Origin of the sequence: Bacillus sp. FSL M7-1345 (assembly GCF_038006985.1) — a bacterium.
GTDB classification, from domain to species: domain Bacteria; phylum Bacillota; class Bacilli; order Bacillales; family Bacillaceae_G; genus Bacillus_A; species Bacillus_A cereus_U.
In genome coordinates this window covers 1,455,452-1,469,263 of the sequence record NZ_JBBOWG010000001.1, presented here as the reverse complement: position 1 = coordinate 1,469,263, position 13,812 = coordinate 1,455,452, and the positions used below count along the sequence as shown (strand labels likewise).

Here is a 13,812-nt window from a genome sequence, read left to right as displayed (position 1 = left end):
TACTGCCCATATTCGAACTAATTATAGCAAACTCTGAAAAGGAATTGCTACATTTTTTCGAAAAAATAATTTTCTATCCCTATTACGGTATGTGAAATTTATTAGTATCTGAATAACAAAAAGAAGCTCCAAAATAGGAACTTCTTTTACTTAATTTCTATATCAGCAGAATGAATGTGGTGCACTTGTCCTTGATGATCCTCAAGTAACAATACACCATCCTCCGTAATCCCTTTTGCTAGCCCATTAATAGTTTCCTTCATCGTTCGAGCTGTAATTTCTTTTCCGATACTTACTGCGTAACTTTCCCAAAGAATTTTAATAACAGAGAAGCCATTTTTTAAATACTCTTCATACAATTTCTCTAGTTGCAAGAAAATTTGTTGCATAAGTTCCGCACGAACAATCGGCTTATCCGATTCAATTGCTAATGAAGTTGCAATTTGCTGAATTTCCTCATCAAAATGTTCTTGTTTCTGATTTGCATTAATGCCAATCCCCATAATAACAGCATTAATTTTATCTGGATCAGCTTGCATCTCTGTTAATATACCGACAGCTTTTTTACCTTGAATTAAAATATCATTTGGCCATTTAATCCCTACGTTTACACCGGTACATTTTTCAATTGCTTGCGCTACGCTAACAGCTGCTAATAAAGTAAGCTGTGGTGCATGATGAACTGGAATAGATGGACGCAAAATAATACTCATCCAAATTCCTGTTCCTTTTGGAGAATACCATTTTCTACTTAAACGTCCTCTACCTGCTGTTTGTTCTTCAGCAACGACAATTGTTCCCTCTTCTGCGCCTTCATAAGCAAGTCTCGCTGCAATATGCTGAGTAGATTCAACCGATTCTTCAAAATAAACCGTTCTACCGATACGCTCTGTTTGTAATCCTAATTGAATCTCATTAGCAGTTACTTTATCTGGTTTACTAGCAATTCGATACCCTAAGCGGCGTACAGCTTCTAGTTCATACCCTTCATTACGAAGGTCCTCCATATGCTTCCATACAGCGGTTCTCGAACAGCCAAGTTTGTCACTAAGTGTTTGACCAGATACAAATGCACCATCTGCTTCAGAAAAAACTTGTAATAACTGCTTTCTTATAGTAGATTGCATCTTTGTAGCCACTCCCTTATATTCTCTTTCTTATTAACTAAATCTCCTTGTACGATTGCTTCTTCAATATTTTGAAGCATTTCGGCAACCCACGGACCTGGCTTTTTATCTGCCCAGCTTAATAAATCATTACCAGTCACATTCATTTCTTGACGATTTTTGATCGGCAATGCATGAAATAATGATTGTACTTGCTTAACAGACGCACTATTATAACTTTCTATTATCGCTTCATATACTCTTTCCGCCATCTCAGCGATGCGAATTCCAGTTTTATAAAGAAGGATTGTATCCCACTCCTTCTCCTTTCTAGAACGAATTGCTAATAAAACCGCTACGATATCTTTAATCTTTTTATTCGAGAACTTCCATTGACGTAAAAAGACAGATGGATGCTCTTCTCCGATACAATATAAGAAAAATGCCCACGCCTCAACGTCTGTTTCGAAAGAATCCCATTTATACTGCGTAGCTTTCAAGAGTCTTTCTTCTGACATTTGCAAATATGGCAGATGAGAAAATAGCTTCGTTTCTACTAACTCTTGAAGACCATTCACACAATATGTACCGGTCAACAATTTTTCAAATTCAACTGTAATTCTTTCAATCGCTATATGTTCGAGCAAATGCCCATACGTTTCAATTGCTTGTTTCGTCTTTATTTCCAAAGAGAAACCTAACGTACTTACGAACCGAATACCACGCATCATTCGCAGTGCATCTTCTTGAAAACGGTCTGCAGCATCTCCAACCGTTGTAATTTCCTTCAGACGAATCGCTTGTTTTCCAGCAAATAAATCAACCATTTCGCCTTCCTCTGTCATTGCAATTGCATTCATCGTGAAATCACGTCGTTTTAAATCCTCTTCTAATGAACGGACAAATTGAACACTACTAGGTCTCCGAAAATCTTCATATTCGCTTTCTGTTCGAAAAGTAGTTACCTCATACGGTTCACCATTTTCTACAACAATTACAGTTCCATGCTCAAGACCAACCGGAACATGTCTTGGGAAAATAGCCATTACTTCTTCTGGTAAAGCAGATGTTGCGATATCGATATCTCCAATCGGTCTATCGATAATAAGATCGCGTACACTTCCACCAACAAAGTAAGCCTCATGTCCGTGCTGTTTTAATATCTCAATAATTGAACTAGCTTTTTTAAATCTTTCCATTCTTGTCATCCCTTAGTATGTCATAATAAATCGCCTCATACTGTGAAACGATTTTTTCCGAACGAAACTGCTCATATACAGATTTCATCGCTCGCTCTCCCATATTACGGTGAAGTTCTTCATTTTCTAGTAGTTGAATTGCTTGCTTAGCTATTCCATCTGTATCTCCAACTTCACATATATATCCTGTCTCACCATGTTGAATGACCTCTGGAATACCCCCAACCCTCGTTCCGATACTAGGCACACCACACGCCATCGCTTCTAATATAACGAGACCAAAACTTTCCTTTTCTGATAAAAGTAGCATTAAATCACTCATCGCAAGAAGCTCTGCAACATTATCTTGCTTTCCTAGGAATAAGACACGTTCCTCAATATGTAAACTTTTCACCAATTGTAAAATAGTACAGAACTCTGGTCCATCACCAACAAGAAGCAATTTCGCATCTACTTCCTTTACAATTTTGGCAAATGACTGCACAACATCTTGTACACGCTTAACCTTTCGGAAATTTGAAATATGAATCAACACTTTTTCATTTTCTCGTATACCATATTCTTTTTTTAATTGAGACATATCACGCTTGAAATAAACACGTTCGTCTACAAAATTGTATACCGTCTCAATTTCTTTATCTGGTTTTACAAGTTCATTCGTTTCTTCAATTAACGAATGTGACACAGCTGTAACAACATCAGATTGTTCAATACCAAAGCGAATTAAATTATTTAACGAAGGGTCGGAACCTAACACAGTAATATCCGTTCCATGTAAGGTTGTAACAATTTTAATACGCTCCCCAATCATTTGTTTTGCTAAATATGCACAAATAGCATGAGGGATTGCATAATGCACATGTAAAATATCAAGGTTTTCTCTTTGAGCAACCTCTGCCATTTTACTCGCTAATGCTAAATCGTAAGGTGGATATTGAAAAACAGAATATTGATTTACTGTTACTTCGTGAAAATAAATGTTCGGGTACACTTTATTCAACCGAAATGGTACACCCGATGTAATAAAATGAATTTCATGTCCGCGTTCCGCCAATTGCTTTCCTAACTCTGTCCCAACAACCCCAGAACCACCTACAGAAGGATAACATGTAATACCTATTTTCAATTTCATTTACATCCCCCTATTAAATCAGCATGTAATAAAACCGGCTTCTTACTCATAAATCCTTCGGCATACAGCACTCCAACTTCTTTCCCAAACATCTTCTCCCGAGCGATTACAGTCTCAACGTATCCTTCGGTTAATGGCGTCTTAACACCATCACTCCCTGTTGAAAACTGACTTTCATACGCTTCTAACGCTTCCACCTTTTTAGAAAGGTATTCACTAATATCTATACAAAAATTCGGTTTATGAAAACCATTAATTATATAATTATAAAAAGACTCTACACGGTGCGGCGGAAGTTCAGGCATATATTTACGAATTCCCGCTGAAAAGATAGCTTCTTCCACAAGTTTCGCGCAATTAGCATGGTCTGGATGACGATCTTCGTAATATGGTGCGAAAATTAGTGTTGGTTTATATGTACGAATAATCTTTACAATTTCACGTATATACTCTTCTTTCATATACAAACCACGGTCTGGCATCGCTAAATTAATTCTCGTTTTTACTCCCATAATACGAGCTGCAGCCTTTGCTTCTTCTTTTCTTAGTTCTACCGTTCCATTTGAAGAAAGATCAGCTTCTGTTAAATCGCAAATGCCTACTTCATATCCTTGTTTCGTATACTTTGCAATGGTACCTGCCATGCCAATTTCCACATCATCGGCATGAGCACCAAACGCTAATATATGTAATCCACTCATAATTGTTCCCCTCATTTTCTTAACTTTCGGTAATCTAAATCTCCCCGCTCTAATGCATGCATTAGCATTTCAGCACTTGCCATATTCGTTGCTAGTGGGATGGCGTATACATCACATAAACGAAGTAACGCATTGACATCAGGTTCATGCGGCTGCGCTGTTAGTGGGTCCCGGAAAAAAATCACCATATCCATCTCATTTTTTGCAATCATTGCACCAATTTCTTGATCGCCACCAAGAGGACCAGATTGATATCTTGTTACAACTAAACCAGTTGCCTCCATAATACGAAGTCCTGTCGTTCCTGTTGCAAAAAGTTCATGTTTTTCAAAGATTGGTTTATATGCGTACGCGAACGAAACCATATCATCTTTCTTTTTGTCATGTGCGATTAAGGCAATTTTCATCCGTTGTCTCCCCTTTAGTCGATAATGTTTTCTAAACCATACACAAGATGATCAAGGTTCATTACTGTTTCAATTGATAGTTTTACACCTGACATAAATGATGCACGGTTGAATGAATCATGACGAACTGTTAACATTTGTCCATCTCCGCCGAACATTACTTCTTGGTGTGCAATAAGCCCTGGTAGACGTACGCTATGAATGTGAATACCATCCACATTTGCACCACGTGCTCCTTCTAATTGTTCCGTTTCATTAGGGTGTCCTTGCTCTTTTGGTACACGATTTTGACGGATTAATTCTACTGTTTTTACAGCTGTACCAGATGGTGCGTCTAATTTTTGATCATGGTGTAATTCAATTACTTCAACATCTTGGAAGTACTTTGCTGCCATTTGTGAAAATTTCATCATAAGAACTGCACCAATTGCAAAGTTTGGAGCGATAATTGTTCCTACTTCTTTTTCTTTTGCATTTTCTGTTAATTGCTTTAGTTCTTCTTCAGTAAATCCAGTTGTACCAATAACAGATCGAAGTCCACGTTCAACTGCAAGTGTCACATGTTTCTTTCCAACTTCTGGTGTTGTTAAATCTAACAATACATCTGCTTCTACTTCATCTAAACAAGTATGTAAATCCGCATAAATAGGTGCATCTAGCGCTGGCATTCCAGGTAAATCCGCGATTTTCTCTCCGCCATGCTTATAATCAATTGCTGCTACTAAATTGAAATGTTCTGTTCTTTCCATTAAAAGGACTGCTTCCTGTCCCATACGTCCTCTTGGTCCAGCGATGATTACTTTAATTTCTTTCATGCTTCTTTCTCTCCCTCATCAATACGTGTCCAGCGATCTTTATCACGTGTATTAAATTTATTCATTACAATGTTATGCGCTGTTTCTAAATCAATATTTAAACTATTTGCCATACAAATCATAACAAATAACACATCTCCAAGCTCTTCCTCAATACTTCGTTCTATCTCAGTCGTTTTCTTCGGCTTCTCACCATAATAATGGTTAACCTCTCTTGCAAGCTCTCCCATTTCTTCAGTTAAACGGGCCATCATTGCAAGCGGACTAAAATAACCTTCTTTAAATTGACCGATATATGCATCTACTTCTTTCTGCATATCTTTCATCGTTTTTGCTTCCATACTTGTCACCTCTATTCCTTCCTCTTTCATGTTAGCCAATTCATCGCGATTTGACAAATATTATTCTCTCATATCCCTATTTACGACTCTTTTTTGGATAGACTATAATAAAGTGAAACTTCTTTTGCAATGTTTTTCTGCAAAAGATTAGTTGAACCAATCGGGTCCCTACGGCTGGTTCGCCCTTTTCTTCTTTTCTTTTCCCTCTACCAGCCGTTGGGACGGGGTAAAGTGAAACTTCTTTTGCAATGTTTTTCTGCAAAAGATTAGTTGAACCAATCGGGTCCCTACGGCTGGTTCGCCCTTTTCTTCTTTGCTTTTCCCTCTACCAGCCGTTGGGACGGGGTAAAGTGAAACTTTCTTTTGCAATGTTTTTCTGCAAAAGATTAGTTGAACCAATCGGGTCCCTACGGCTGGTTCGCCCTTTTCTTCTTTGCTTTTCCCTCTACCAGCCGTTGGGACGGGGTAAAGTGAAACTTCTTTTGCGTGATTTTTGCAAAAGGTCAGCCTGAACTAATTAGGCCCTTATACTATTCTCTATTTTTACTAGCAACTAGAAATAACTTATTATTATGTCTTACCGTTTAAGCGGAGCAATTCCAATCATTACATAACTAGGGGGATTTCTATATGAAAGCAAATTTGAAGATTCGAAATATCATTTTCATTTTAATCGGTTCGGCTATTTTTTCTTTCGGCATTGTAAATATCAATATTGAAAACCATCTTGCAGAGGGTGGGTTTACCGGTATTACGCTATTATTATATTTTCTATTTTCGCTTGACCCTTCCTATACAAACTTAATTTTAAATATCCCTATATTTTTTATTGGCTGGAAGTTACTCGGCCGAACAACATTTTTATATACATTAATCGGTACATTTAGCGTCTCTTTATTCCTATGGATTTTCCAACGCTACGAAGTACTCAACTTACATTTAAACTTGCAAAATGATATGACACTGGCTGCTTTATTCGCTGGGGCATTTATCGGTATAGGACTTGGAATTATATTTAAATACGGCGGGACTACTGGCGGTGTTGATATTATCGCAAGACTAGCTCACAAATATGTTGGCTGGAGTATGGGAAAAACGATGTTTATGTTTGATGCCATCGTTATCATTGTCTCTATTCTTACATATTTATCATATCGTGAAGGCATGTATACGTTAGTTGCTGTATTTATCGGGGCTAAGGTTATTGATTTTATGCAAGAAGGAGCTTATGCAGCAAAAGGAGCAACTATTATTTCTGATAAAAATGATGAAATTGCTTCAAAAATTTTATCAGAAATGGAGCGCGGAGCAACCTTTTTAAAAGCAGTTGGATCCTATACAAAAGTTGAACGAAATGTACTATATTGTGTTGTTGCAAAAAACGAAATCGTGAAATTAAAAAATATCATTACTTCTGTAGACCCTCACGCCTTTGTCGCTGTAAGTGATGTACACGATGTTGTTGGCGAAGGATTTACATTAGATGAAAATAAAAATCCGTTACATAATTAAATTCAACTAGAAAAGCTCTTTAGCTTTTCTAGTTTTTTATTACATATCTTTTCAGTTTCTCCAAATCCTCATAAATGAGCTCCAATAAACTACGATTATAAAAAATTGAAGCTGGATGAAAAGTAGGAAATATATTATATTCTTTTTCAGTCCATATGAATTCTGTACCGCTACTATCTTTCAATTGCTGCACGGGTTGCTTTAACAATTCGCCATGAACATCCGTAATTTTATTATTTTTACCAACTAAACGCTGTAATGCAATATTACCAAGTGTAACAATAACAGGCGGCTGTATAAGTTCCAACTCATAATCTAACAAAGGTGCATGGGCAAGTATTTCTCCTTGATTTGGCGTTCTATTATACCTTTTCTGTATTATTTCGCCATTTCGTTCCCTTTTCTCTTTCCATTTATAAGGTCTACTCCGCACCGCACTCGTAATATATACTTCTTCCCTTGTAACGTGAATACGTTCTAAAAACTCCATTAAATGCTTTCCTGCTCTCCCGCTAAACGGAATCCCATTATGAATTTCTGTTTCACCAGGTGCTTCTCCAACAAGCATTAATTTCGGATTTCTAGGGCCCTGTCCACTTAAAAAACCTTCTAATTGGTATGTAGCACTTCGCTCCCTCACTTGTTTAACTAAATGATCTGGATATTCTATGTCTGTCACCGTCTTTCATCATTCCATACTTATCTTTATTTTAATTAGTTCTATACCCCATATTCTCTCTATTATTTCCATTTGTAACATATTATAAGATTCAATCCACAAAACAAAAAAAGACTATCATAATTGATAGTCTTTAATCGTCGCTACGCTGCATACCAGTATAAATTAATACGAGACGTAATAATTCAAATACTGCTACAGCAGCTGCTGCTACATATGTTAATGCTGCCGCATTTAATACTTTACGAGCTTGACCGTACTCATCTGTCGATACGATACCAAGTGCTTCAATTTGTTGCATTGCACGTTTTGATGCATCAAACTCAACTGGTAATGTAACAAGTTGGAAAATAACACCTGCTGCCATTAAAATAATTCCTAGTAACAACAAACCAGACATTTGTGCAAATACACCAATTAGGACAAAAACCCATGACATGTTTGAACCAAAATTAGCAACTGGCACTAACGAATGGCGTACACGCATGAAGTTATAATCTTTCGCATCTTGAATTGCGTGTCCTACTTCATGTGCTGCTACAGCTGTACCAGCAACTGAATGACCATAGTAGTTATCTGTCGATAATCTAACCGTCTTTACACGCGGGTCATAATGATCTGACAAATGACCTGGCGTTTCTTCTACAGCTACATTGTACAATCCATTTTCATCTAAAATTTTCCGAGCCACTTCCGCTCCTGTCATACCTGATGTTGAATAAACTTGTGAATACTTGCTATAGGCACTACGTACTTTGGACTGTGCATACAACGGTATGATCAAAATGATCGCGAAGTAAATTAAATAAAACATCATAAACCTCCATTGAAGTTTTAATTATAGTACTTCTCATTCTATTTTTTTCTTCCACCGTTGTCAATAAATAAACCTTACAATCCGTATCTTTATTTATACGCATTATCTATCTTTAGAATGCAAGTTACTTCTCCGCTTCTCTCTCTCTCCTTTATACTTTCTCCATCCAACATACGTTAAAGTGAACAAAATAAGTCCTCCAGTAATTGTCATAAACCAAATGAGAGAGGGAGCAATCTCATCTTTTTTTACTGTATGAAATATTTTTTGCAAATCACCTTTAATAATCCCTAGTTGCATTTGTCCACCTTTCGTTTTTAACATAACGTTACGAAATTCATCCAAATAAGATAAATGTGCATTTACACGCTGTGCTTCGTTTTCTGGCAGGGCAATCATTAAACTAGGATAAATAATATTAAATTCATTTAAAAGTGTATTTAGCGTCTGTTGGAACTGTCCATCATCGTCTTTTTCCATCGCTTTTTCTACTTGAGAAAAAGCATTCATTATCTTTCTTTCTCTTTCCATCCAAAGTGGCTGATATTTAGATACTTGTGCATCAACAGCAAGTTGTAACGCTAACATATTATCAACTTTAACTTGCCTATCTAAATCTTCCGCGAGAGATTGTTTCGCCTTATCGTATGCTAAAGAAACGACTCTAATTTGTCCCGGAGTTACTTTTGAATTTTTTTCATTTTCCTTTGATAGGAATTGCTCTGAGAAATGGTGCAGTACTTGTATTGCCTTATCATCTTCTTTTTTCTTCACTAACTGCAAAGAGTCATCTAGCAATCCAGTTAGTTCACTCCACTCTTCAGCATATATACGTACTGGAAACATTATAATTAGAAATGCTATCAGTCCAATTAATGTTCTCTTCATCCCGGTCCCCCCTATAACTACTAGTACAAAATATGTGGCATTGGACAAGAATAGAACAGAACAAAATCAAAAAATATATTATCTCTATGAAAACAAAAAAATTCTCTTTAAACAGAGAATTTTTTCTTTGAAACTCTTTTCTTTTTCACTAAATATTTATACACACCGTAACAAAGTATGCTACCGCCTAAAATCAATAATAAAATAACACATGCAGCATGCATAAAGAATTCTTCCGGTAACATTAAAATAACCGGATCTGTTTCAATATCAAACATCCAATAATCATTGCTAAATAAAAGCTTGTGAAATAATACGAAACTCTTTTCAAAATTAATAGCAATTGGTAACGTAAGAGCTATTGGAAAAATAATTGTAAGAATCGCTCCGTGAAGTAAAAACTTTTCTTTTTTCTTTTTTAATAAATACGCTCCTCCTAATACAGCAATTACAATCGTTCCATACATTATATATTGAATCTTTACTAAAATATTTTTAACATCCACAAAATGAATGCGGCCATTTGTGGACATATCTAATGTCGGCAATTGTAATGCACCTTCATAAAACGGCGATAAATATGTAATAAGCACGTCATAGTTTCTCTTAATTTCATCTTTCGTCATATCCGCTAAATCTGGAATATTTAAAAAATCAATTTCTAAATAATACAACCATTTTCCATATACAACTATCGTTGCCGCGAGAGCGAAAACAGAAAATGCTATGCTATAGGAAACTACTAAAGTGATCAATCGATCCAATATGTTTATACCACTCTTATTTTTCTTCATTTTCTCCCCCTAAATGTCCTCATCATCATAAAGAAAACTGTTTTCGGTTCTCACGTAAGCAATAATAATATGTAATACACAGTACAACAATACTTAACCAAAACGTAAAATAACCAATTTTCTCTACAAACAAATGCATAATCCCGTATCTCGGCATTTGCCAAAATAAATAATCAATTGCATCATTATGTAATGTCCATATGCCAGCTACAGTGAAGTGCCATTTTTTTATCCGATAAAACGGAGCATATAACATTCCCTGCACTGCCATCGCAAAATGAGATAACATTAACATATATCCCATAAGGCCAATAGGACCTTTTACATAAATCGTAATTGCATTTACAACAACAGCCCAAACACCATATTTTATTAAAGTAACTATCGCTAACGCTTCTATTAACCCCCAGTTCTTCTTCATCAAAAAAGCAATTAAAACAAAGACAAAAAAGAGAGTCGCTATAGGGCTATCTGGTACAAACGGCCAAAATATAGGTGAGGTTTCTTTTAATTGATTTCCATACCATATGAATCCGTAAATTGTACCTAATATGTTAACAACCAATAAAAATAATAGTACCGAACGTTGCCTTAACATTGCATACAAGTAAACCAAGCTGTATGTCCAACACCTTTCAAACAAAGTAATTCTTTCATCGAACTCTACTCTATTATATAGCAAACTTTCCGTCATCAAAATAAAAAGCTGACTACAGATTTTGTAGTCAGCTTTTCTATTATTTTTTATTATACTTTGCAACGAATTCCGAAAGCTTTTTCAGTTCCTCATCTGTACCTTTAAATACCCCTTTAGGCATTGAACCTTTTCCATCTTTCGCAATTTTAGCGATTTCTTCTGGTTTTAAAGTTAAGTTTTGCAAAGCCGGTGCTGCCGCCCCGCCCTGTAAATTGTCACCATGACACGTTAAACAAGTATTTTTTTGCATTAACTTGTAGCCGTCATCATTTTTATCAACTGGTGCTGTTTTTACAATTGCTCCTTGTTTTTTTGCAGCTTCCCAGTCGTGGTGTGCTACAGATTCCCAAGTTAAAAAAATAATCGATGCAATTGCTAAAAGCATAAACCCTGTTGCTACAGGACGCTTCAATGGCGCTCTTTCTGGGCCTCGATCTAGAAACGGAGCTAATAGTAACGCTCCAAACGCAATCCCCGGCATAATAAACGCACCAATTACAGTAAATGAGCCTGAAGCGTACGAATACTTTAATAACTGATACAAGAATAAGAAATACCAATCTGGAAGTGGTATATATCCTGCATCTGTAGGATCCGCCATTCTCTCAAGCGGTGACGGATGCGCCACTGTTAAACATAAATAACCGATTAAAAAAACTGCACCAACCATCCATTCTTTTAACAAGAAATTCGGCCAAAACGCTTCTGTTTTCCCTGGATATTCAGAATAATCTTTTGGAATATTTGGGTTCCGAGCTACCGGTACCCGAGAATCTCCTACAAACTTCATCCCTTTGCCGCGATGCATAATCTCCCTCCTTTTGTTCTTTCCCCTTTAATTTAGCAATCTCTTATAGCGGACCGGAAATACCTTGTTTGCGAATCATGATGAAGTGGAAGGCCATTAAACCTAGAAGTGCTGCTGGTAAGAAGAAGACGTGAATAGCAAAGAAGCGAGTTAATGTTTGAGCGCCGACAATTTCAGAATGACCAGCGAGTAATGTTTTAATATAAGGACCAATGAGCGGCGTTTGCTCTGCGATTTGAATCCCTACTTTCGTAGCAAATAAAGCTTTCATATCCCACGGTAATAAATATCCGGTAAAACCAAGACCTAACATAACAAAGAAAATAAGAACACCAACAATCCAGTTTAACTCACGAGGCTTTTTATACGCACCTTGGAAGAAAACTCTGAGTGTATGTAAAAACATCATTACAATTACGAGACTGGCACCCCAGTGGTGCATACCACGAACAATTTGTCCATACGCCACTTCATTTTGTAAATAGTAAACCGACTCCCAAGCATTTTTAATATCAGGCACATAATACATCGTTAAAAACATTCCAGACAAAATTTGAATTACAGTAACGAAAAAGGTAAGTCCTCCGAAGCAGTAGACGAATGCAGAAAAGTGATGCGCCGGGTTAACATGCTCAGGTACTTCATGATCAGCGATATCACGCCATATCGGTGTAATATCTAAACGTTCGTCCACCCAATCATAAATTTTATTTAGCATCTACTTTGCACCCCCTTTTGGCTTCGCTTTTCCTAAATAAAGTGTTCCATCTTTTACTTTGGATTCGTATACGTCAAGTGGAGCAAGAGGCGGTGTGCCTTTAATGTTCATCCCATCTTTTGTGTAACGTCCCCCGTGACACGGGCAAAAGAATTGATTAGGATGTGCTTTGTCCGAATTCCAGTTCACTGTGCAACCTAAATGTTTACACACTGGAGAAAATGCAACAATGTCTCCGCTTTCATCTTTATGCACCCAAGCAGATTTTGGCTCTTCAGACTTGTACCATCCGTCAACCTGCTTCACCTTAAAATCGAAGCGCTTCGGCTCTGTTGTAATATCCTTTACTTGTCCAACAGCAACCATATCTGTTCCCGCTTCTTTTCTTAACACCGGATCAAGCGCAAACCGCGTCATCGGCATTAAAATACCCGCCGCCATAAAGCCTCCTACCCCTGTAAGTGTGTAATTTAAAAACTGTCTTCTTGACACACGATGTTCTTTCTCGCTCACGAAAATTTCCCCCCTCTATCAGAAATTGTCCCCTCGTGAAAAAATTATATAAAAAATAAATACTAGGACACTATCATGATATAATACCCTCTTGTATAGGTCAATATCATACTACTCATAATAATAAGAACTTTCTGTTTATTGTTACCTTATCCATCTTTCTTCCAACATTACCATAATATTTTTTATGTGAGCACGAATAACTTCCCTTTTCGCTTGATCACTAAATTGCTCTAATGATAACGATGGAAACCAAAATAAATCACCCTGCAACTCTTGCATATCTTCTTTCCATGAAAAATCACTTGTCACATAGGCAATATGCTTAAAACCTTGCCTTTGCAAATGATCTGTCCATTCTTGCAAACGGTCTTTTTCATTCTTTTGGCTCTCTACCAAATACGTAAATGCGGGCAGTAAAAGCACTCTTCCTTTATACTCCCTTTCCAACTCCATACTCAAAGCCTCAATAAATTCACCTTGCTCTACAACCATTTTCATTTCTTTTGCTGCCGAAATAGACAAAAGGGGGATAATCCCTGTATCTACATACTCCCTCGCTTGCTCAAACTGTTCCACATCTTTTACAATCCATTTCACCTTTTCTCCCCTCCTTCACCATAAATGACAGAACTTTCACTTTATATATATTAAACCATACTAAAAGAGGTAAAAAAAGAAAAAC

At 36.7% G+C, this 13,812-nt stretch carries 17 protein-coding genes; 1 reads left to right on the top strand and 16 read right to left on the bottom strand.

Annotated features, from left to right (window positions below):
• Positions 1–146: 146 nt before the first annotated feature.
• From MHB76_RS07680 to MHB76_RS07650, 7 genes are read right to left on the bottom strand one after another with little or no spacing between them, the layout of a single operon-like run.
• Positions 147–1,127 (bottom strand): biotin--[acetyl-CoA-carboxylase] ligase, encoded by a 981-nt coding sequence (locus MHB76_RS07680; RefSeq protein WP_002201125.1) that lies wholly within the window; start codon positions 1,125–1,127, stop codon positions 147–149.
• Entirely contained in the window at positions 1,112–2,305 is a 1,194-nt protein-coding gene (locus tag MHB76_RS07675; protein ID WP_078172996.1) for a CCA tRNA nucleotidyltransferase, read from the bottom strand. The genes MHB76_RS07680 and MHB76_RS07675 overlap by 16 nt, the downstream gene beginning before the upstream one ends.
• Complete coding sequence (gene bshA / locus MHB76_RS07670) at positions 2,292–3,437, bottom strand: N-acetyl-alpha-D-glucosaminyl L-malate synthase BshA (protein WP_002086596.1); 1,146 nt, start codon at positions 3,435–3,437, stop codon at positions 2,292–2,294. Before bshA ends, MHB76_RS07675 begins: the two co-directional genes overlap by 14 nt.
• Positions 3,434–4,138, bottom strand: coding sequence for a bacillithiol biosynthesis deacetylase BshB1 (gene bshB1, locus MHB76_RS07665; protein ID WP_002202604.1), 705 nt, complete (start codon positions 4,136–4,138; stop codon positions 3,434–3,436). The genes bshA and bshB1 overlap by 4 nt, the downstream gene beginning before the upstream one ends.
• Before the next feature lie 11 nt (positions 4,139–4,149).
• Positions 4,150–4,545: a methylglyoxal synthase gene (mgsA, locus tag MHB76_RS07660; RefSeq protein ID WP_000684753.1), complete on the bottom strand. Its 396-nt coding sequence runs from the start codon at positions 4,543–4,545 to the stop codon at positions 4,150–4,152.
• A gap of 14 nt (positions 4,546–4,559) precedes the next feature.
• On the bottom strand, positions 4,560–5,360 hold the full coding sequence (gene dapB, locus MHB76_RS07655; protein ID WP_002158574.1) for a dihydrodipicolinate reductase: 801 nt from the start codon (positions 5,358–5,360) through the stop codon (positions 4,560–4,562).
• Positions 5,357–5,701 (bottom strand): nucleotide pyrophosphohydrolase, encoded by a 345-nt coding sequence (locus MHB76_RS07650; RefSeq protein ID WP_002158575.1) that lies wholly within the window; start codon positions 5,699–5,701, stop codon positions 5,357–5,359. Before MHB76_RS07650 ends, dapB begins: the two co-directional genes overlap by 4 nt.
• 630 nt (positions 5,702–6,331) lie before the next feature.
• Between MHB76_RS07650 and MHB76_RS07645 the strand changes: the two genes are divergently transcribed.
• The gene (locus MHB76_RS07645; protein WP_002158577.1) at positions 6,332–7,213 is read left to right on the top strand and encodes a YitT family protein; all 882 of its coding nucleotides are present in this window, start codon (positions 6,332–6,334) and stop codon (positions 7,211–7,213) included.
• A gap of 28 nt (positions 7,214–7,241) precedes the next feature.
• Here the strand turns inward: MHB76_RS07645 and MHB76_RS07640 are convergent, their stop codons facing one another.
• From MHB76_RS07640 to MHB76_RS07600, 9 genes are all read right to left on the bottom strand, one after another.
• The gene (locus MHB76_RS07640) at positions 7,242–7,892 is read right to left on the bottom strand and encodes a uracil-DNA glycosylase (RefSeq protein WP_016104336.1); all 651 of its coding nucleotides are present in this window, start codon (positions 7,890–7,892) and stop codon (positions 7,242–7,244) included.
• Between the two features lie 133 nt (positions 7,893–8,025).
• Positions 8,026–8,706: a zinc metallopeptidase gene (locus tag MHB76_RS07635; RefSeq protein ID WP_002086606.1), complete on the bottom strand. Its 681-nt coding sequence runs from the start codon at positions 8,704–8,706 to the stop codon at positions 8,026–8,028.
• Positions 8,707–8,811: 105 nt separating this feature from the next.
• Complete coding sequence (gene ypjB / locus MHB76_RS07630; protein ID WP_078174411.1) at positions 8,812–9,597, bottom strand: sporulation protein YpjB; 786 nt, start codon at positions 9,595–9,597, stop codon at positions 8,812–8,814.
• Between the two features lie 107 nt (positions 9,598–9,704).
• Positions 9,705–10,391 (bottom strand): lipoprotein intramolecular transacylase Lit, encoded by a 687-nt coding sequence (gene lit / locus MHB76_RS07625; RefSeq protein ID WP_016104335.1) that lies wholly within the window; start codon positions 10,389–10,391, stop codon positions 9,705–9,707.
• 25 nt (positions 10,392–10,416) lie between these two features.
• A complete protein-coding gene (locus MHB76_RS07620; protein WP_078174412.1) occupies positions 10,417–11,007 on the bottom strand; it encodes a DUF1405 domain-containing protein in 591 nt (196 codons plus the stop codon).
• Between the two features lie 121 nt (positions 11,008–11,128).
• Positions 11,129–11,896, bottom strand: coding sequence for a menaquinol-cytochrome c reductase cytochrome b/c subunit (gene qcrC / locus MHB76_RS07615; RefSeq protein WP_002158583.1), 768 nt, complete (start codon positions 11,894–11,896; stop codon positions 11,129–11,131).
• Between the two features lie 43 nt (positions 11,897–11,939).
• Positions 11,940–12,614, bottom strand: coding sequence for a menaquinol-cytochrome c reductase cytochrome b subunit (gene qcrB / locus MHB76_RS07610; RefSeq protein WP_000932700.1), 675 nt, complete (start codon positions 12,612–12,614; stop codon positions 11,940–11,942).
• On the bottom strand, positions 12,615–13,127 hold the full coding sequence (gene qcrA, locus MHB76_RS07605) for a menaquinol-cytochrome c reductase iron-sulfur subunit (protein WP_002158584.1): 513 nt from the start codon (positions 13,125–13,127) through the stop codon (positions 12,615–12,617). It abuts the gene before it with no gap.
• A 144-nt stretch (positions 13,128–13,271) separates the two neighbouring features.
• Positions 13,272–13,727 (bottom strand): YpiF family protein, encoded by a 456-nt coding sequence (locus MHB76_RS07600; RefSeq protein WP_002158585.1) that lies wholly within the window; start codon positions 13,725–13,727, stop codon positions 13,272–13,274.
• Positions 13,728–13,812: the final 85 nt, after the last annotated feature.

Coding starts and splice junctions, on each gene's coding strand:
- MHB76_RS07680 (WP_002201125.1), bottom strand. CDS start 1,127: ATGCAATCTACTATAAGAAAGCAGTTATTACAAGTTTTTTCTGAAGCA.
- MHB76_RS07635 (WP_002086606.1), bottom strand. CDS start 8,706: ATGTTTTATTTAATTTACTTCGCGATCATTTTGATCATACCGTTGTAT.
- MHB76_RS07650 (WP_002158575.1), bottom strand. CDS start 5,701: ATGGAAGCAAAAACGATGAAAGATATGCAGAAAGAAGTAGATGCATAT.
- mgsA (WP_000684753.1), bottom strand. CDS start 4,545: ATGAAAATTGCCTTAATCGCACATGACAAAAAGAAAGATGATATGGTT.
- dapB (WP_002158574.1), bottom strand. CDS start 5,360: ATGAAAGAAATTAAAGTAATCATCGCTGGACCAAGAGGACGTATGGGA.
- MHB76_RS07645 (WP_002158577.1), top strand. CDS start 6,332: ATGAAAGCAAATTTGAAGATTCGAAATATCATTTTCATTTTAATCGGT.
- qcrC (WP_002158583.1), bottom strand. CDS start 11,896: ATGCATCGCGGCAAAGGGATGAAGTTTGTAGGAGATTCTCGGGTACCG.
- bshB1 (WP_002202604.1), bottom strand. CDS start 4,138: ATGAGTGGATTACATATATTAGCGTTTGGTGCTCATGCCGATGATGTG.
- lit (WP_016104335.1), bottom strand. CDS start 10,391: ATGAAGAAAAATAAGAGTGGTATAAACATATTGGATCGATTGATCACT.
- MHB76_RS07675 (WP_078172996.1), bottom strand. CDS start 2,305: ATGGAAAGATTTAAAAAAGCTAGTTCAATTATTGAGATATTAAAACAG.
- ypjB (WP_078174411.1), bottom strand. CDS start 9,597: ATGAAGAGAACATTAATTGGACTGATAGCATTTCTAATTATAATGTTT.
- bshA (WP_002086596.1), bottom strand. CDS start 3,437: ATGAAATTGAAAATAGGTATTACATGTTATCCTTCTGTAGGTGGTTCT.
- qcrB (WP_000932700.1), bottom strand. CDS start 12,614: ATGCTAAATAAAATTTATGATTGGGTGGACGAACGTTTAGATATTACA.